General features: G+C 68.5%; 15 protein-coding genes. 5 read left to right on the forward strand and 10 right to left on the reverse strand.

Annotated elements, in window-relative coordinates; translation table 11 throughout:
• Nucleotides 1-2: 2 nt before the first annotated feature.
• The 3 genes from ACFSCV_RS04300 to ACFSCV_RS04310 form a co-directional block, all read right to left on the reverse strand.
• On the reverse strand, nucleotides 3-1,103 hold the full coding sequence (locus ACFSCV_RS04300) for a phytanoyl-CoA dioxygenase family protein (protein WP_378797324.1): 1,101 nt from the start codon (nucleotides 1,101-1,103) through the stop codon (nucleotides 3-5).
• Between the two features lie 129 nt (nucleotides 1,104-1,232).
• Nucleotides 1,233-2,411: a glycosyltransferase gene (locus ACFSCV_RS04305; protein ID WP_378797325.1), complete on the reverse strand. Its 1,179-nt coding sequence runs from the start codon at nucleotides 2,409-2,411 to the stop codon at nucleotides 1,233-1,235.
• Between the two features lie 7 nt (nucleotides 2,412-2,418).
• Nucleotides 2,419-3,321: a hypothetical protein gene (locus tag ACFSCV_RS04310; RefSeq protein WP_378797326.1), complete on the reverse strand. Its 903-nt coding sequence runs from the start codon at nucleotides 3,319-3,321 to the stop codon at nucleotides 2,419-2,421.
• A gap of 389 nt (nucleotides 3,322-3,710) precedes the next feature.
• On the opposite strand from ACFSCV_RS04310, the gene minC reads away from it, so the two are divergent.
• From minC to minE, 3 genes are read left to right on the forward strand one after another with little or no spacing between them, the layout of a single operon-like run.
• The gene (minC, locus tag ACFSCV_RS04315; RefSeq protein WP_378797327.1) at nucleotides 3,711-4,427 is read left to right on the forward strand and encodes a septum site-determining protein MinC; all 717 of its coding nucleotides are present in this window, start codon (nucleotides 3,711-3,713) and stop codon (nucleotides 4,425-4,427) included.
• Nucleotides 4,428-4,464: 37 nt separating this feature from the next.
• Nucleotides 4,465-5,280, forward strand: a complete 816-nt coding sequence (minD, locus tag ACFSCV_RS04320; RefSeq protein WP_378797328.1) for a septum site-determining protein MinD — start codon at nucleotides 4,465-4,467, stop codon at nucleotides 5,278-5,280.
• Nucleotides 5,277-5,546, forward strand: coding sequence for a cell division topological specificity factor MinE (gene minE, locus ACFSCV_RS04325; protein ID WP_271201914.1), 270 nt, complete (start codon nucleotides 5,277-5,279; stop codon nucleotides 5,544-5,546). The genes minD and minE overlap by 4 nt, the downstream gene beginning before the upstream one ends.
• A 67-nt stretch (nucleotides 5,547-5,613) precedes the next feature.
• Here the strand turns inward: minE and ACFSCV_RS04330 are convergent, their stop codons facing one another.
• The 7 genes from ACFSCV_RS04330 to ACFSCV_RS04360 all read right to left on the reverse strand — a co-directional run bounded on the left by ACFSCV_RS04330 (nucleotide 5,614) and on the right by ACFSCV_RS04360 (nucleotide 11,789).
• A complete protein-coding gene (locus ACFSCV_RS04330) occupies nucleotides 5,614-7,005 on the reverse strand; it encodes a hypothetical protein (protein WP_378797330.1) in 1,392 nt (463 codons plus the stop codon).
• Entirely contained in the window at nucleotides 7,002-8,174 is a 1,173-nt protein-coding gene (locus tag ACFSCV_RS04335; protein ID WP_378797332.1) for a hypothetical protein, read from the reverse strand. The genes ACFSCV_RS04330 and ACFSCV_RS04335 overlap by 4 nt, the downstream gene beginning before the upstream one ends.
• 187 nt (nucleotides 8,175-8,361) lie before the next feature.
• Entirely contained in the window at nucleotides 8,362-9,066 is a 705-nt protein-coding gene (gene queC / locus ACFSCV_RS04340) for a 7-cyano-7-deazaguanine synthase QueC (protein WP_378797334.1), read from the reverse strand.
• Nucleotides 9,063-9,419, reverse strand: coding sequence for a 6-carboxytetrahydropterin synthase QueD (gene queD / locus ACFSCV_RS04345; protein ID WP_378797336.1), 357 nt, complete (start codon nucleotides 9,417-9,419; stop codon nucleotides 9,063-9,065). The genes queC and queD overlap by 4 nt, the downstream gene beginning before the upstream one ends.
• Nucleotides 9,416-10,048: a 7-carboxy-7-deazaguanine synthase gene (gene queE / locus ACFSCV_RS04350; protein ID WP_378797338.1), complete on the reverse strand. Its 633-nt coding sequence runs from the start codon at nucleotides 10,046-10,048 to the stop codon at nucleotides 9,416-9,418. Before queE ends, queD begins: the two co-directional genes overlap by 4 nt.
• A gap of 120 nt (nucleotides 10,049-10,168) precedes the next feature.
• The gene (locus tag ACFSCV_RS04355) at nucleotides 10,169-10,594 is read right to left on the reverse strand and encodes a DUF2147 domain-containing protein (protein WP_378797340.1); all 426 of its coding nucleotides are present in this window, start codon (nucleotides 10,592-10,594) and stop codon (nucleotides 10,169-10,171) included.
• A gap of 157 nt (nucleotides 10,595-10,751) precedes the next feature.
• A complete protein-coding gene (locus tag ACFSCV_RS04360; protein WP_378797342.1) occupies nucleotides 10,752-11,789 on the reverse strand; it encodes a glutamine synthetase beta-grasp domain-containing protein in 1,038 nt (345 codons plus the stop codon).
• Nucleotides 11,790-12,246: 457 nt separating this feature from the next.
• Here ACFSCV_RS04360 and ACFSCV_RS04365 point away from each other — a divergent pair, with 457 nt between their 5' ends.
• The gene (locus tag ACFSCV_RS04365) at nucleotides 12,247-12,438 is read left to right on the forward strand and encodes a DUF2735 domain-containing protein (protein ID WP_378797343.1); all 192 of its coding nucleotides are present in this window, start codon (nucleotides 12,247-12,249) and stop codon (nucleotides 12,436-12,438) included.
• Nucleotides 12,439-12,705: 267 nt separating this feature from the next.
• A complete protein-coding gene (locus ACFSCV_RS04370; RefSeq protein WP_378797345.1) occupies nucleotides 12,706-13,482 on the forward strand; it encodes a DeoR/GlpR family DNA-binding transcription regulator in 777 nt (258 codons plus the stop codon).
• Nucleotides 13,483-13,517 lie beyond the last annotated feature (35 nt).

A 13,517-nucleotide genomic window follows, 5' to 3' on the forward strand; every position in this document is an offset into this window, starting at 1 on the left:
GGTCAACCGATCCGCACCGACTGCACGCCCATCATGCGAACATGCCCTGCCTGCTGCGGATATCCGCGGTGGGAGGCGTGCTGGCAGGAGATGATGACGTCGCCCTTGAGCCCGCGGAACGCCGTGGCGCCTTCGGAGGGCGTGTAGATCACGTCCGTCTCCTTGAAAGGCGCCATGCCATGTGCGCGCCGGTTGTGCTTCAGAAGCGGCAAGTTCTTGTGCGAGCCGAGCGCCACGCAATAGGGCCCGTCCTCGATCTCGACGTCAGTGAGATAGAGGAAGATCTTGGCCTTGGGCGTGTAAGCGTCCACGTGGAAGCCGCGCGTGTCGGTGACGCCGTTGTTGTAATAGATGTTGAGGTTCTCGAACTCGACCGTCTCGAACGAGCCCTTGAGCACGTCGAACACGAGCGGGCTGCGCACCGCGTCGGACAGCGCCTTGCCTACGTCGGGCATCATGAAGTCGATATTGAAAATGTCGACCAGCCCGCGGTCGAGGCCGGTGCGCTGGCTGATCAGCGTCTTCGGGTAGTTCGCCTTGGCGCGGTAGCCCTTGACCGCGGTGCCCTGACCGTCGATCGAATAGAGCTCGCGATCGATGAACTCCATCCGCGCGATGTCGGCGGCGTTGCTCTGCAGCAGGTCGAGCAGCGCGGTCGAAATCGACGCGACGTGGTCATGGCCGATCGCCGATTTCAGCACGATCGCGCCATGCTCGCGGAAGGCATCGATGGCGGCCTGCCGGACGGCCGGATCGGAGGCGGCCGAGGCGTAGTCGAAGGCGATGGCGTCCGGCACGCCGCGGCGGCTCATCGCCTCGAGCGTCAGCCGGTCGTAGTCTTCCTTCATCTTGGTGTTGATCGTGGCGTAGGACGAGAACTTGCTGACGAACAGCGCGACCTGATGCTCGAACGCGTCGAGGTCGGCCGCGGCGAGCGCGCCGCCCTGCGCCTTGGCGCGCAGCTCGTCGATCCGGGCGTAGAGCTGGCCGACGACGGCGTTGTAGGCGCGTGGGCGCGCGGCGGCGGGGCTTTCGACGGGCGCGGCTGGCGGCTCCGCGGCCGGAGCGCTCGAACCGCCGAAATACTGTCGAACGTTCAGCATCTCAACCCTCTTGCCTTCGGATTTACGTCGTAACGACACAATCCAAACGATTATAAACGAGACGACAACTTAACTCTAGGACGCTAGCGCGGCCCCCTTACGCCGTCAACGCTGTGCGCGGCGGCCGCCTCACCACGCCGCGGCCAGCACGCGGCGGCGGATCAGTCGTCGCGGGTCGCGCGTCAGCAGCGGCCGCAGGTCGCGCGCCAGATCGCGGGCGCGCCGCCCCATCTCCTCGTCGGCGAGGCAGGCGCGCACCAGATCGCGGAAGGCGGCGACGTCGATCTCCCGGTGGAGCGCGACGCGCAGCACGCCGGCCTCCTCGGCCCGGCGCGCGTGGTAGAGCTGCTCCATATGCTGGGGCACGGCCACCTGCGGCAGGCCGCAGGCGAGGCCGAGGCAGAGGATGCCGTGCTGGCCGGCGTGCAGGATCAGCCGCGACCGGCGCGCGATCAGGTCGACCGGAACGGGCGCGCGCTCGACGATGACGCCGCGGGAGGCGAGCCGCGCGGCGAGGTCCTCGGGAATGTTGGGCATGAACAGCCGCGTCGGCGCGCCGAGATCCTCGAGCGCCTCCATCAGCGAGGGATTGTCGCGCTCGGTGGTCGAGAAATAGACGAAGATCTCCTCGCCCGAGCCGTCCGAGATCCCGTTCGGCACGTCGGCGACCGGCGGCAGCAGATCGCCCCGACGATGGGCGACATAGGGGTCGAGCATCGGCAGCGTGCGCACGAGCTGGTCGACGCCCTCGTAGATCGCCGGCAGCCGGTCGAGCTCGGGCACGCCGAGCGGCGTCGCGGCGGCGTTGACCACCGCGAGCATCTCGGCCTCGTCGTAGATGCGCTTCGGATGCGAGCCCAGCAGCACCGGGAATTCGGCCATCGCCGCGGGCGGACAGCTGTAGCCGGTGCCGACGCCGCAGGCCGGCACGCCGAGCCCCCGCGCCGCGAGCAGCGCGCAGGGCGCGAAGTCGCCGACCACGAGCGAGATGTCCCGCACGCGGATGACCTCCTGCCACCAGGCGATCTGCCGTGCGAGGAAGGCCTGGTCGCGGAAGCCGATGTCGCCAAGGTACTCGCCCCAGGTGGCGCAGCCGACCCCGCTCGAACGGCGCGGCTCGTCGCGCAGCCAGAGATAGGCGGCGGGGAAGACCTGTTCGCACAAGGCCTCGATCTCGCCGGAGTGGTCCATCCGGCAGAGCGCGGCGTCGAACTCGAAACGGTCGCCGAGGGCTTCGGCGACCGTCTTAAGCGTCACGAGATGGCCGCGCCCGCCCCCGCCTTCCCAGGCGAGGAGCGCCCGCCTCACGCCGGGCTCAGGTTTCCGGGCCGCAGGGGCACGGGCCGCCGCAGCCGCAGGGCAGCTCCGGCTCCGTGGGCGGAGTCGGCGCAGCGCCCAGCGAGCGGCGCTTCGTGCGGGTGGAGAACAGGTCGTCCTTCAGCCAGTTCGGCGGGTCGCTCTCGCGGTGGCGGGCGATCAGCGGCTTGTCCTCGCCGCCGAAATAGACCTTCAGGCCGCCCCAGACCGCCTTGTAGTCGTCCTCGCCGAGGCGGCCCTCGACGAAGGCCGAGACCGGAACGGCGCCGAACGGCAGCCGGGCCTCGGTCCCGAACGCCGCCGCGTGCTTGCGCCCGGTGTAGCGGTGGCCGACCGAGACTTTCCAGTCGTCGGTGACGTAGTAGCTGAGGTCGGCGTAGTCGAAGAACGAGCCGCCCCTGGACGCGCGCTCGATCCGGCGCGCGCCGACACGGTCGGAGCCGCCGCCGAGACGCTCGTAGCCGAGCACGGCCGAGAGCGTGAAGCGGTCGAAATAAAGCTCGCCCTCGGCGCCGACCTTGGCGTTCCAGCTGTTGACGCGGTCGTCGAAGCCGACGCCGGAGCCATAGAGACCGAACAGGAAGCGGTCGGGATCGCGGGTGAACAGATGGCCCGCGCCGCCGCCGACGAAATCGCCGTCCTTGACCGCCGCCAGGCCGTCGATCTGCGCGCCGAAGCGCTCGCCGAGCGGGACCGTCAACGAGCCGAGCGCGCCGCCGGAGAACCCGTCACGGCCGAATCGGCCGTCGGCCCAGCCGCCGAACCCTTCGAGCTTGCCGTTGATCGCGTCGACGGCGGGCTTCGCCCCGGCCTCGACCGCGAAATCCGCCGCCGGGGCCGCGCCCGGACAGACGGCGAACCACATGGCGGCGCTCGACAGCAGCGCCGCCTTCATGCTCATCCGCATCTTATCATCCCCCATTTGGCCCCTTGAGGACCGCGTCCGGTCCAGACCGCGCCGCGCCGGCCGGACCGGCGTCCCCCGGCGCAGGGGACCAGATTCACATGATCAATCGACAACTCGAACTGTCGTCGCCGATTCGATCCGACCATACCAATAAATCGCCAGAGGAACGATCGCCGGGCCGGATCGCCTCCGCTCGGGACCGGAGCGTGGCGCGGCGGTCACGGTCGAGGGCGGTAGCGACGTCGGAAACATTGCAGAACGCGCGGCCGCAGGGGACGCCCGGCACATTTTGCCGGTCGATTAACGGGTCGTTAACCACGCGCCGCTCAACTGGTCGGAGCAACGCTTCGTTAACTTAACCTCCGTCACCGGGCGCTCCTCACGTGTCGCAAGCCGCTCTGCAGATCGTTCCCAAAGCCGCCTCCCAGACCAAGCGTCGCCCGATCCGTTTTCGCGGGCGGTCGTTCATGGCGCTGGTGCTGGCGCCCGAGCCCCCGGCGGACGAATGGCTGGCGGAGCTCGACCAGCTCACCGCCCGCTCGCCCGGCTTCTTCGGCGGCCGGCCGGTGGTGCTCGACCTGTCCGCGATGCGCCCGACGCCGCGGGCGATGACCGCCCTGCTCGCCGAGCTCGAGGCGCGCAAGGTGCGGGTGATCGGCGTCGAGGGCGTCGCCCCGACCCATTTCGAGGGCGCCCACGCCCATCTCGCCATGCCGATCGGCGGTCGCGCCGCCGGCGACCTCTCGGCGCCGGAGGCCCCGGCGCGCAAGGCCACCTCGCTGGTGATCGACCAGCCGGTGCGGTCGGGCCAGACCATCTCCTTCCCCGACGGCGACGTCACGATCTGCGGCTCGGTCGCCTCCGGCGCGGAGGTCGTCGCGGCCGGCTCCATCCACGTCTACGGCGCGCTGCGCGGCCGGGCGATCGCGGGCTCCGCCGGCGACGCCAAGGCCCGCATCTTCTGCCGCAAACTCGACGCCGAACTGCTCGCGATCGACGGCGTCTACATGACCACCGACGAGCTCGACCCGGCGCTCAAGGGCAAGCCCGCTCTCGCCCGCCTCGAAGGCGAAACCCTACGCGTCGCGGCCCTCGACTGACGACCCGCGCGATCATCCGTTCCAAGGAGACACACACATGGCAGAGGTTCTGGTCGTCACGTCGGGCAAGGGAGGCGTCGGCAAGACCACGTCGACCGCCGCTCTCGGCGCGGCCCTGGCCCAGACCGGGCAGAGCGTCGTCGTCATCGACTTCGACGTCGGCCTGCGCAACCTCGACCTCGTGATGGGGGCCGAACGGCGCGTGGTCTACGATCTGATCAACGTGGTGCAGGGCGACGCGAACCTGAACCAGGCGCTGATCAAGGACAAGCGGGTGGAGAGCCTCTACCTGCTGCCGGCGAGCCAGACGCGCGACAAGGACGCCCTTACCGCCGAGGGCGTCGAGCGGGTGATCAACCAGCTCAAGGAGCGCTTCGACTGGATCATCTGCGACTCGCCGGCCGGCATCGAGCGCGGCGCCTACTTCGCCATGCGCCACGCCGACCTCGCGGTGATCGTCACCAATCCGGAAGTCTCCTCGGTGCGCGACTCGGACCGCATCATCGGCCTGCTGGACTCGAAGACCGAGAAGGCCGAGCGCGGCGAGACCATCGAGAAGCTGCTGCTGCTCACCCGCTACGACCCGGTCCGGGCCGAGCGCGGCGATATGCTGAAGGTCGACGACGTGCTCGAGATTCTCTCGATCCCGCTGCTCGGCATCATCCCCGAGAGCCCCGAAGTGCTGAAGGCCTCGAACCTCGGCTCGCCGGTCACGCTCGCGAACCCGATCTCCGCCCCGTCGCGCGCTTATCTCGACGCGGCGCGACGTCTGCGCGGCGAGACCATCGAGATGACGGTGCCGAGCGAGAAGAAGCGCTTCTTCGGCAACCTGTTCGGTCGGAGGGCGGCATGAGCGTTCTGCGGTTCTTCTCCCGGCGCTCGTCAGCGCCGGCGGCGAGGGAGCGCCTGCAGCTCCTGCTCGCCCACGAGCGCGCCGTGTTCGGCCGCACGGATCTCGTCGCCCAGCTCAAGGACGAGATCCTCGCGGTGATCGCCAAGCACATCGCGATCGACCCGGAAAAGGTGCGCATCACCACCGACACCAAGGACACGTTGGCGACCCTGGAGGTCGACATCGAGATCCGCACCCCGAACGGCGGGCTCAAGCTCGCGGGGTGAGTCCGGCCGGACGCAGCGACGTCACTGCTAAAAGGCGCCGGTCCCCGTGGCCGGCGCCTTCCGCGCGTTAGGGCGATGCGGCGGCCCCCCAGGCGAGCATTCGGTCGGCGGCCCGGCGCAGCAGGTCACGCCCGACGGTAAGCCGATCCGGCCTGCCATCGCCGAGTATGTGATCGCTATCGGTTCGCCGGTACTCGCCGAAGGGGTCCCACGGCAACCGCACGTTGCGGTCTGGCGAAATGTTGGGCAGAAAAACCTGATCGCCCAACATCCGTACACCGTCGACGCTGCCCACGAGCGCCGCGCCGACGACGCGTCCGCCGCCGCCGAACACCTTGCGGCAAAGCTCCAGCGTTTCATCCATGGTTCGGCCGCTCCGCACGATGTCGTCGACCACGGCGACGCGAACGATTTTCGGCCCTCCGCGCGCTGCCGCCAGGTCGTCGGCGCTCATGATGCTCGGAACACCGCACTCGGCGGCGATCAACGATCCGGTGATGGCGCCCGCACCATCCGGTATAACGATCAGGTCCGGCCGGTAACGCCTGATCGTCGACACCAGCTTGGCGAGCCCTGTAAAGGCAGTCGCCTCGCTGACGAAGGCAGGATCGTCGCTCATGAAGACCGGGTCCGTCATTGACGACGGCACGTTGAGGCCCTCGAACACCTCCGCTGCCGCGCGCCGCCAGATTTCCGCGGACTGTTCGTCGGGAACCCAGGAGCCCTGCGCGAACCGGCGGCGGATCACGCGAAGCAGTTCATGCGACATGGGCGCGAGGCGCGTGTGGAAGTACTCCTGAACCGCCTCGTCCCGCAGCGCCAAATCGACCAGGTCGCCAGCGTCCGCTCCTTGCTTATACCCGAATACATCGAGCAGCGGCGCGCCCATCACGTTATCGATCGCGGCCGTTAGCATCGCGCGTTGGATTTCGGCGTAATGGGCGACATCCTCGCCAATCACAACGCGCTCCCGCGCTGCTCCGCCACGGCGAAGCGGCGGCGACACCGGCAGCTCGATCGCCATCGGACGGCTCCACGGCCACCCCTCTCCCTCGACGGTGGCAAGGTCGCTGTTGTCCATTGACAGGTCGCGAGACGCAGCCGATGGGATGGAAACTTGGGGAAGCACGTTTCGCTCACGCGCGGCAGCGGAACCCTCATTCGCTCCCGCCGATCGCGCGTGGCGAGCCTCGACCTGCTCGCGGACGGCCTCGATCTTTCTCAGACCTGAGCGGATCATGGCGCCGGCGCGCGCGCGGGCTTCCGGGTCGCCCCGTCCGACAGTGCCCGCCGCCGGGGCGAGTCTGTCGACCGCCTGGCGCAGCGTCATCAGTTCGGCAGAGAGCGCCCGGTCATCGAGCGTCCGCAGATTTTCGACCGCGCCCGCACGGTCCCCCGGACGGTGCGGGATCAGCCGCAATATCGCGTCGATGGTCTCGTCGCGATCGAGCGTCGTCATGGGAGTTCACCGGCTCGGTCAAACAGATCGTTCAGGATCAACATCAGAGCCTCGGCGATTTCGCGGACGCCGGCAAGCATCCCGTCAACGTCCGCGGCGTCCAACTGTTCCTCGGCCTCTACGTCGAGCCGGCTGCGAAGACCGTCGAATGTCTCGTCGTCGAAGTCGGCGACCTGCATTCTAAGATCATGGATGCGCAGCGAATTCGCGAGCCAGATCATTTCGCGCGCGTTCAATCGCGCGAGAATGACGTCAACGAGATCCTCGGACGTTTCGCCGCCGTAATGGGAATGGTCGAGCGGATATCCCAGTAACAAAAATACCGATAGCGCCCTTTTGAGGCTTTTGAGCGGCGCCTTCCGCTCGGGCTCATCGCACCATACGCGGACTTCATTCTTCAGCCACAACGCGTAGCGAGCGAACGCGGCCGCGTTCAGCAGCGAACGGCCCGGCGCCGCGCCAGAGATCACCGCCTCCTGGAAGGCGAAGCTGTGCTCGGCGTTGCCGCCTTCCGGATCGTCCGCCGCCATAGGCAGGACGACGCTCGTCACCGGCATGTCGCCGAACGAGCCGAATATGCTGACGAAATTGAGCTTGAAGCGCTGCGCCGGCCGATCGGGCGGGCAATCAGCCAGAGCCGTCGCGATCCGCGCCGCGTGGCCCCTGGAAGGCACGCGGATCGGCTCGCCGCCGGCTTTGAAGCTCGTCAGCCAGATCGGCCCGGAACCGCCCGATTTGGTCTCAATGGCGGCGCAAATGCCATCGGCGGCGCTGGTATAGTACTCGCAGAAGTCCAGGTCCGATCCACTGGCGAGCCTGCCGAGGAATGTCGTGCTGCCGGAGAGGCACAGCGCATGACCGGGTTCCAGCACGATCGCATCGGCGATGGTCATCGCATCCTCGAGAACAGCCCGCCCGGGAAACACGCACGCAAGATAAAAGGGAACGAATATTTCTTTTGAATTAATAAAATTGGTCAGATAGCCGATATAGACTTTGTGAGCCTCGAGCCATCGACCTTCATCCCGCTTCTGGGCGATGAAGCTCATTCTCCAGACGGCTTGCGCGAAGTCGGCGTCCTGCTGGGGCGTCAACGACCCGCGGCGGGCGATTGTCCGGGCCACGCGGGCGAAGTACAGTGGTGAACCGAAGGCCTCGTCGTGCGGCATCGTGGATCGGATAGGCGGCATCGGGACGGGTGGGCAACATCAGGACGGCGGGGCGAACGTCCCGTCGAGGCTCGATCCAAGCGCAACCATGCATTGGCCTCAATAGACACAACTACTTACGGGCGACACGACTTCCGTCGGGTTCTGCACCCGGCTACGGCCCTTCGTAGCCTGCGAGGCTTCTCCGTCACCGCTCCTGATAGCTTTCCCACCCCCGCGCCCGCAGCGCGCAGGCGGGGCAGGTCCCGCAGCCGTAGCCCCAGGGATGGCGCTCGCCGCGGTCGCCGAGGTAGCAGGTGTGGCTCTCCTCGACGATCAGCGCCACCAGCGCCTCGCCGCCGAGCTCTTCGGCCAGCGCCCAGGTCGCGGCCTTGTCGCGCCACATCAGCGGCGTCTCCAGCACGAAACGGCTTTCCATCCCGATGTTCAGCGCGACCTGCAGCGCCTTGATGGCGTCGTCGCGGCAGTCGGGATAGCCGGAGAAATCGGTCTCGCACATCCCGCCCACGATGCGGCGCAAGCCGCGCCGGTAGGCCAACGCGGCGGCGAAGGTGAGGAAAGCGATGTTGCGGCCGGGCACGAAGGTGTTGGGCAGCCCGCCCTCCTCCATCGCGATCGCGACATCGCGGGTGAGCGCGGTTTCCGACAGCCGCCCGAGGGCGGAGAGATCGACGGTGTGGTCCTCGCCCAGCCGCGCCGCCCAGTCCGGGTTCAGCCGCGCCATGCCCTCACGCAGCGCGGCCCGGCGGTCGAGTTCCACGGCATGGCGCTGGCCATAGGCGAAGCCGAGCGTCTCGACGCGTTCGTAGCGGTCGAGCGCGAAGGCGAGGCAGGTCGCGGAGTCCTGGCCGCCCGAGAACAGGACCAGCGCGCCGTCCGAGGCCGCGCTCATGAGCCCGCAAACTCCGCCCAGCAGTGCGGGGTTTCGAACACCCTGACGGTCGCGAGCTGCGGCAGCGCCGGACGCGTGCGCTCCCAGATCCAGACGGCGATGTTTTCGGCCGTCGGGTTTTCGAGCCCCTCGACATCGTTCAGGCAGAAATGGTCGAGCCGCTTCAGCAGCGGGTCGAACGCCGCCTCCACGTCGAAGAAGTCGACCACGAAGCCGGTCGCGGGGTCGACCGGTCCCTCGATAGTCAGCTCGACGCGGTAGGAATGGCCGTGCATGCGGTGGCAGCGGTGCGTGGCGGGCACGTTCGGCAGCCGGTGCGCCGCCTCGAAATGGAATGCCTGCGTGATCTTCACGGGATGCCGATCGCCTTGTGGGTCTGGACGCTGAGCCGCCAGCGCGGATGCGCGAGGCAATAGGAGACGGCGGCTGCGGTGTTCGCCTCGCGGTCCGGCCCGTCCATCGGTTGCAGGAAGAAGTGGCGGAAGGCGAGCGCTTCAAGCGTCGCCGGATCGAGCCCCGGCTGCGGATAGACCAGCTTGAGCTCGTCGCCTGCGGTGAGCGCGAGATCGGCTCCCGCCTTGGGGCTGACGCAGAGCCAGTCGACGCCCTCTGGCGCGTCCTGCGTGCCGTTGGTCTCGACCGCGCTCTCGAAACCGCGCTCCCGGACGGCCGCGAGCAGCGCGTCGTCGAGCTGCAGCAGGGGCTCGCCGCCGGTGAACACCACAAAGCGGCTTTCGAGCGCCGGACCCCAGCAGCCCGCGATGGCGTCGGCGAGCGCATCGGCGTCGGCGAAGCGGCCGCCGCCCTCGCCGTCGAGCCCGACAAAGTCGGTGTCGCAGAAGCGGCAGGCGGCCGTCGCGCGGTCCTGCTCGCGACCGGACCAGAGATTGCAGCCCGCGAAACGGCAGAACACCGCCGCGCGGCCCGCCTGCGCGCCCTCGCCCTGCAGCGTCTTGAAGACTTCCTTGACCGCGTACGCCATGCCGTTCCGGATGCCGGAAAGCCCCGGCCCGCGTCGCGCGGACCCACGAGGCCTGAAGCGGGCGCGATACGCCAGTTCCCGCCCCGGCTCAAGTGCGGGGCGCGGTCGCTCCCGCCGTCGTCAGCTGATGCGCGTCAGCACCTGCGTCTTGCAGATCAGGCCGCCAAGAACGCAGCCCTTAAGCCGGAGCTTGCCGTCGCCGCCCTGCTCGATACGGCCGGCGTAGGTCTCGCCGTCGTCAGGATTGTAGAAATTGCCGGACCAGCCGCCGGCGTCCGCCTTCATGCCGGACAGCAGCGAGATGCCGATCACTCGGCGCTCTCGCAGCGCCGGGTTCGGGTTGCGCTTGTCGACCTTCGGACGGCCCTGCTTGTCGTTCGGCTTGGCGAGGCCGGCCACAGTGGCGCACAGCGCCTCGCCGCAGGCGACGATCCGCACCTGGACCTTGCCCTTGGACAGGCTCCACAGGCCCTCGGGAACCGGCGTGGCTTGCGCCGAGGCTGCGGTGACGAGGCTTGCGAAAGCGAGGGCGGCGAGGCGGATCATCGGCGAAGCGTCTCCACGGGTCGCGGCGCGGAAACGCCGCATTTGGTCTCAAGGCCCAAGTAGGAGCGGTCCGCGGCGAAAGAAAGTCCATGGCGGCGTGCGGAAACGCAAACGCCCGGGCGCAAGGCCCGGGCGTCGAAAAGCAGAAGCTCCCGGATCAGGCCGCGGCGGCGGCCTTCTCGGTCGGAACTTCCGAGATCGTCTTCAGCACCTGCGAGGCGATCTGGTAGGGGTCGCCCTGAGAGTTCGGGCGGCGATCCTCGAGATAGCCCTTGTAGTCGTTCTTAACGAAGGAGTGCGGCACGCGGATCGACGCGCCGCGGTCGGCGACGCCGTAGGAGAACTTGTTCCACGGCGCGGTCTCGTGCTTGCCGGTCAGACGCTTGTCGTTGTCCGGGCCGTAGACGGCGATGTGGTCCATCAGGTTCTTGTCGAAGGCCGCCATCAGGGCCTCGAAGTAGTCCTTGCCGCCGACCGTGCGCATATACTCGGTCGAGAAGTTGCAGTGCATGCCCGAGCCGTTCCAGTCGGTGTCGCCCAGCGGCTTGCAGTGATACTCGATGTCGATCTCGTACTTCTCGGTCAGGCGCTGCAGCAGGTAGCGCGCCATCCACATCTCGTCGGCGGCCTTCTTGGAGCCCTTGCCGAAAATCTGGAACTCCCACTGGCCCTTCGCGACTTCCGCGTTGATGCCCTCGTGGTTGATGCCGGCCGCGAGGCACTGGTCGAGATGCTCCTCGACGATCTCGCGCGCGATGCCGCCGGCGGCCGCGTAGCCGACGCCGCAGTAGTACGGGCCCTGCGGGGCCGGGTAGCCCTGCTCCGGGAAGCCGAGCGGGCGGCCGTTCTGGTAGAAGAAGTATTCCTGCTCGAAGCCGAACCAGGCGCCTTCGTCGTCAAGGATGGTGGCGCGCTTGTTGGTGGAATGCGGCGTGACGCCATCCGGCATCATGACTTCGCACAGCACGAGCGCGCCGTTGGTGCGGGCCGGGTCGGGATAGACCGCGACGGGCTTCAGCACGCAGTCCGAGCTGTGGCCCTCGGCCTGCATCGTCGAGGAGCCGTCGAAGCCCCAGAGCGGCAGCTGCTCGAGCGTCGGGAACGACTCGAATTCCTTGATCTGGGTCTTGCCGCGGAGATTCGGCACCGGCGTGTAGCCATCGAGCCAGATGTATTCGAGCTTGTACTTCGTCATCGCGTCTCTCTCAGCGTGGATCCGAGCTGCGGGGAAAATCCGGTCGGCGGCGCCTGACGCCGGATCAGCTCCGCGCGCAACCGCCAGCCTGCCAAAAGCATGTCTCGTGCCAGATAGCCCTCTAGGCGCGTGACTACCCACGGCGCCGGGCCGCGGCCGTCCGCCCAGGCATGCGGAAATCCGAGGCACCGGCGAGGCCTGCCGACCGTGAAATCTGCGGACGAGGCCAGCCCGCCGCGGCGCCGACGCACGCGGCGCGGGTCCCGCGCCGCGCGCCGACGGGCGACCAGCGCATACCCGCCCCGCACGAGAAGCCGGCGACTTGGCGCGCAAATCGGCGCCAGGGGCAATGCTGATATTGTGAGCGATTTGTGCTTTTTTACTAGGCAGATCGCTTAAAAAGAGCGCACCGTCTGCTACATTAGAGCGTCAAGGCATCACTGAAAGGAGCAGACCGATGCAGACAGTCCAGACCACGGGATCGGCGACGATCCTGGCCTTCCCCGCCCGGGGGCGTTTCGCGTCCTCCAATCCCCATAACGGCGCGCTCGCCGCAGCGCTTGCGACCGCATCCTTGCCGGTGGTCGACGCCGGAGCCTGGTACCACGCCGAAGCGGTGTCCAGCACGCAGCCGGCGCGCACCCGGTGACATCGGACGACACGGCCAGCGTAATTCTTCCGATCCAGCATGACCTGCGGACGAGGGACAACGCGCTCGATTGAGCCGCGCCCCCGTCCGAATTCTTTGTACCAGCCGACAATCTTCGCTTGGTCTCGACCGAAGCGTTTCGGGCAAGAGCCGCGCCGCAGCGCGTAGAGCCGCCCCCCCTTTTCCATCATCGCCATCCGACCGCGTTCTTGCCACCCGCGGCGCGCCTCCGCATGTTCTGTCGCCCTCACCGCTCACGGACGCTTCATGGCCCGCCCGATCGCCGCCCGGCGCCTGCACGAAATCCTGGAGAGCGTGGAAGCCGCCGGCAGCGCCAGCGTCGAGGAGCTCGCCGCGCGCTTCGGCGTCTCGCGCGAAACCATCCGGCGCGACCTCAAGGCGCTCGCGGCGCAGGGACGGCTCGACGTCGCCCATGGCGGCGCGCTGAAGCGCGGCGTGGGCGATCCGCCCTTCGCCGAGCGCGCCCGCGAGAACGCCGAGGGCAAGGCCGCGATCGGCCGCGCCGCCGCCGCCATGGTGGAGGACGGCATGGTGGTCCTGCTCGATTCCGGCGCCACCACCCACGCCATCGCCGCGGCGCTCGCCGCGCGTCCGCCGAAGGGCGTCACCATATGCGCCACCTCGCTCGCCGACGCGCTGACGCTGGTGCGGGCGGGCGTGAAGGTCACCATGCTCGGCGGCGAGGTCGACCCGGACGACGAGGCGACGGTCGGCCTCGACGTGCTCGCCATGCTGCCGCGCTACCGGCTCGACCTCGCCTTCGTCGGCGTCGGCGGCGTCACGCCGGAGGGCGACGTCACCGTGTTCTCACGCGTCGAGGCTGAGACGCGGGCGGTGATGCTCGACGCGGCGCGGGCCGGCTACCTCGTCGCCGACCACGCCAAGTTCGGCCGCGCCGGCCCCGCCCGCATCCCCTGGACGCGTCCGCCCGCGGCGCTGCTGGTGGACGTCGCGCCGCCGCCGAAGCTTAAGGCCGCGCTGCGCGCCAAGGGCGTCGCCTGCCTCGTCGCCGACGAGGCATAATGTGATTTTTTGTGGTTTTTTGCTTGATCGCGAGG

It is taken from the genome of Methylopila henanensis (assembly GCF_042681025.1).
Taxonomy (GTDB): Bacteria; Pseudomonadota; Alphaproteobacteria; order Rhizobiales; family Methylopilaceae; genus Methylopila; species Methylopila henanensis.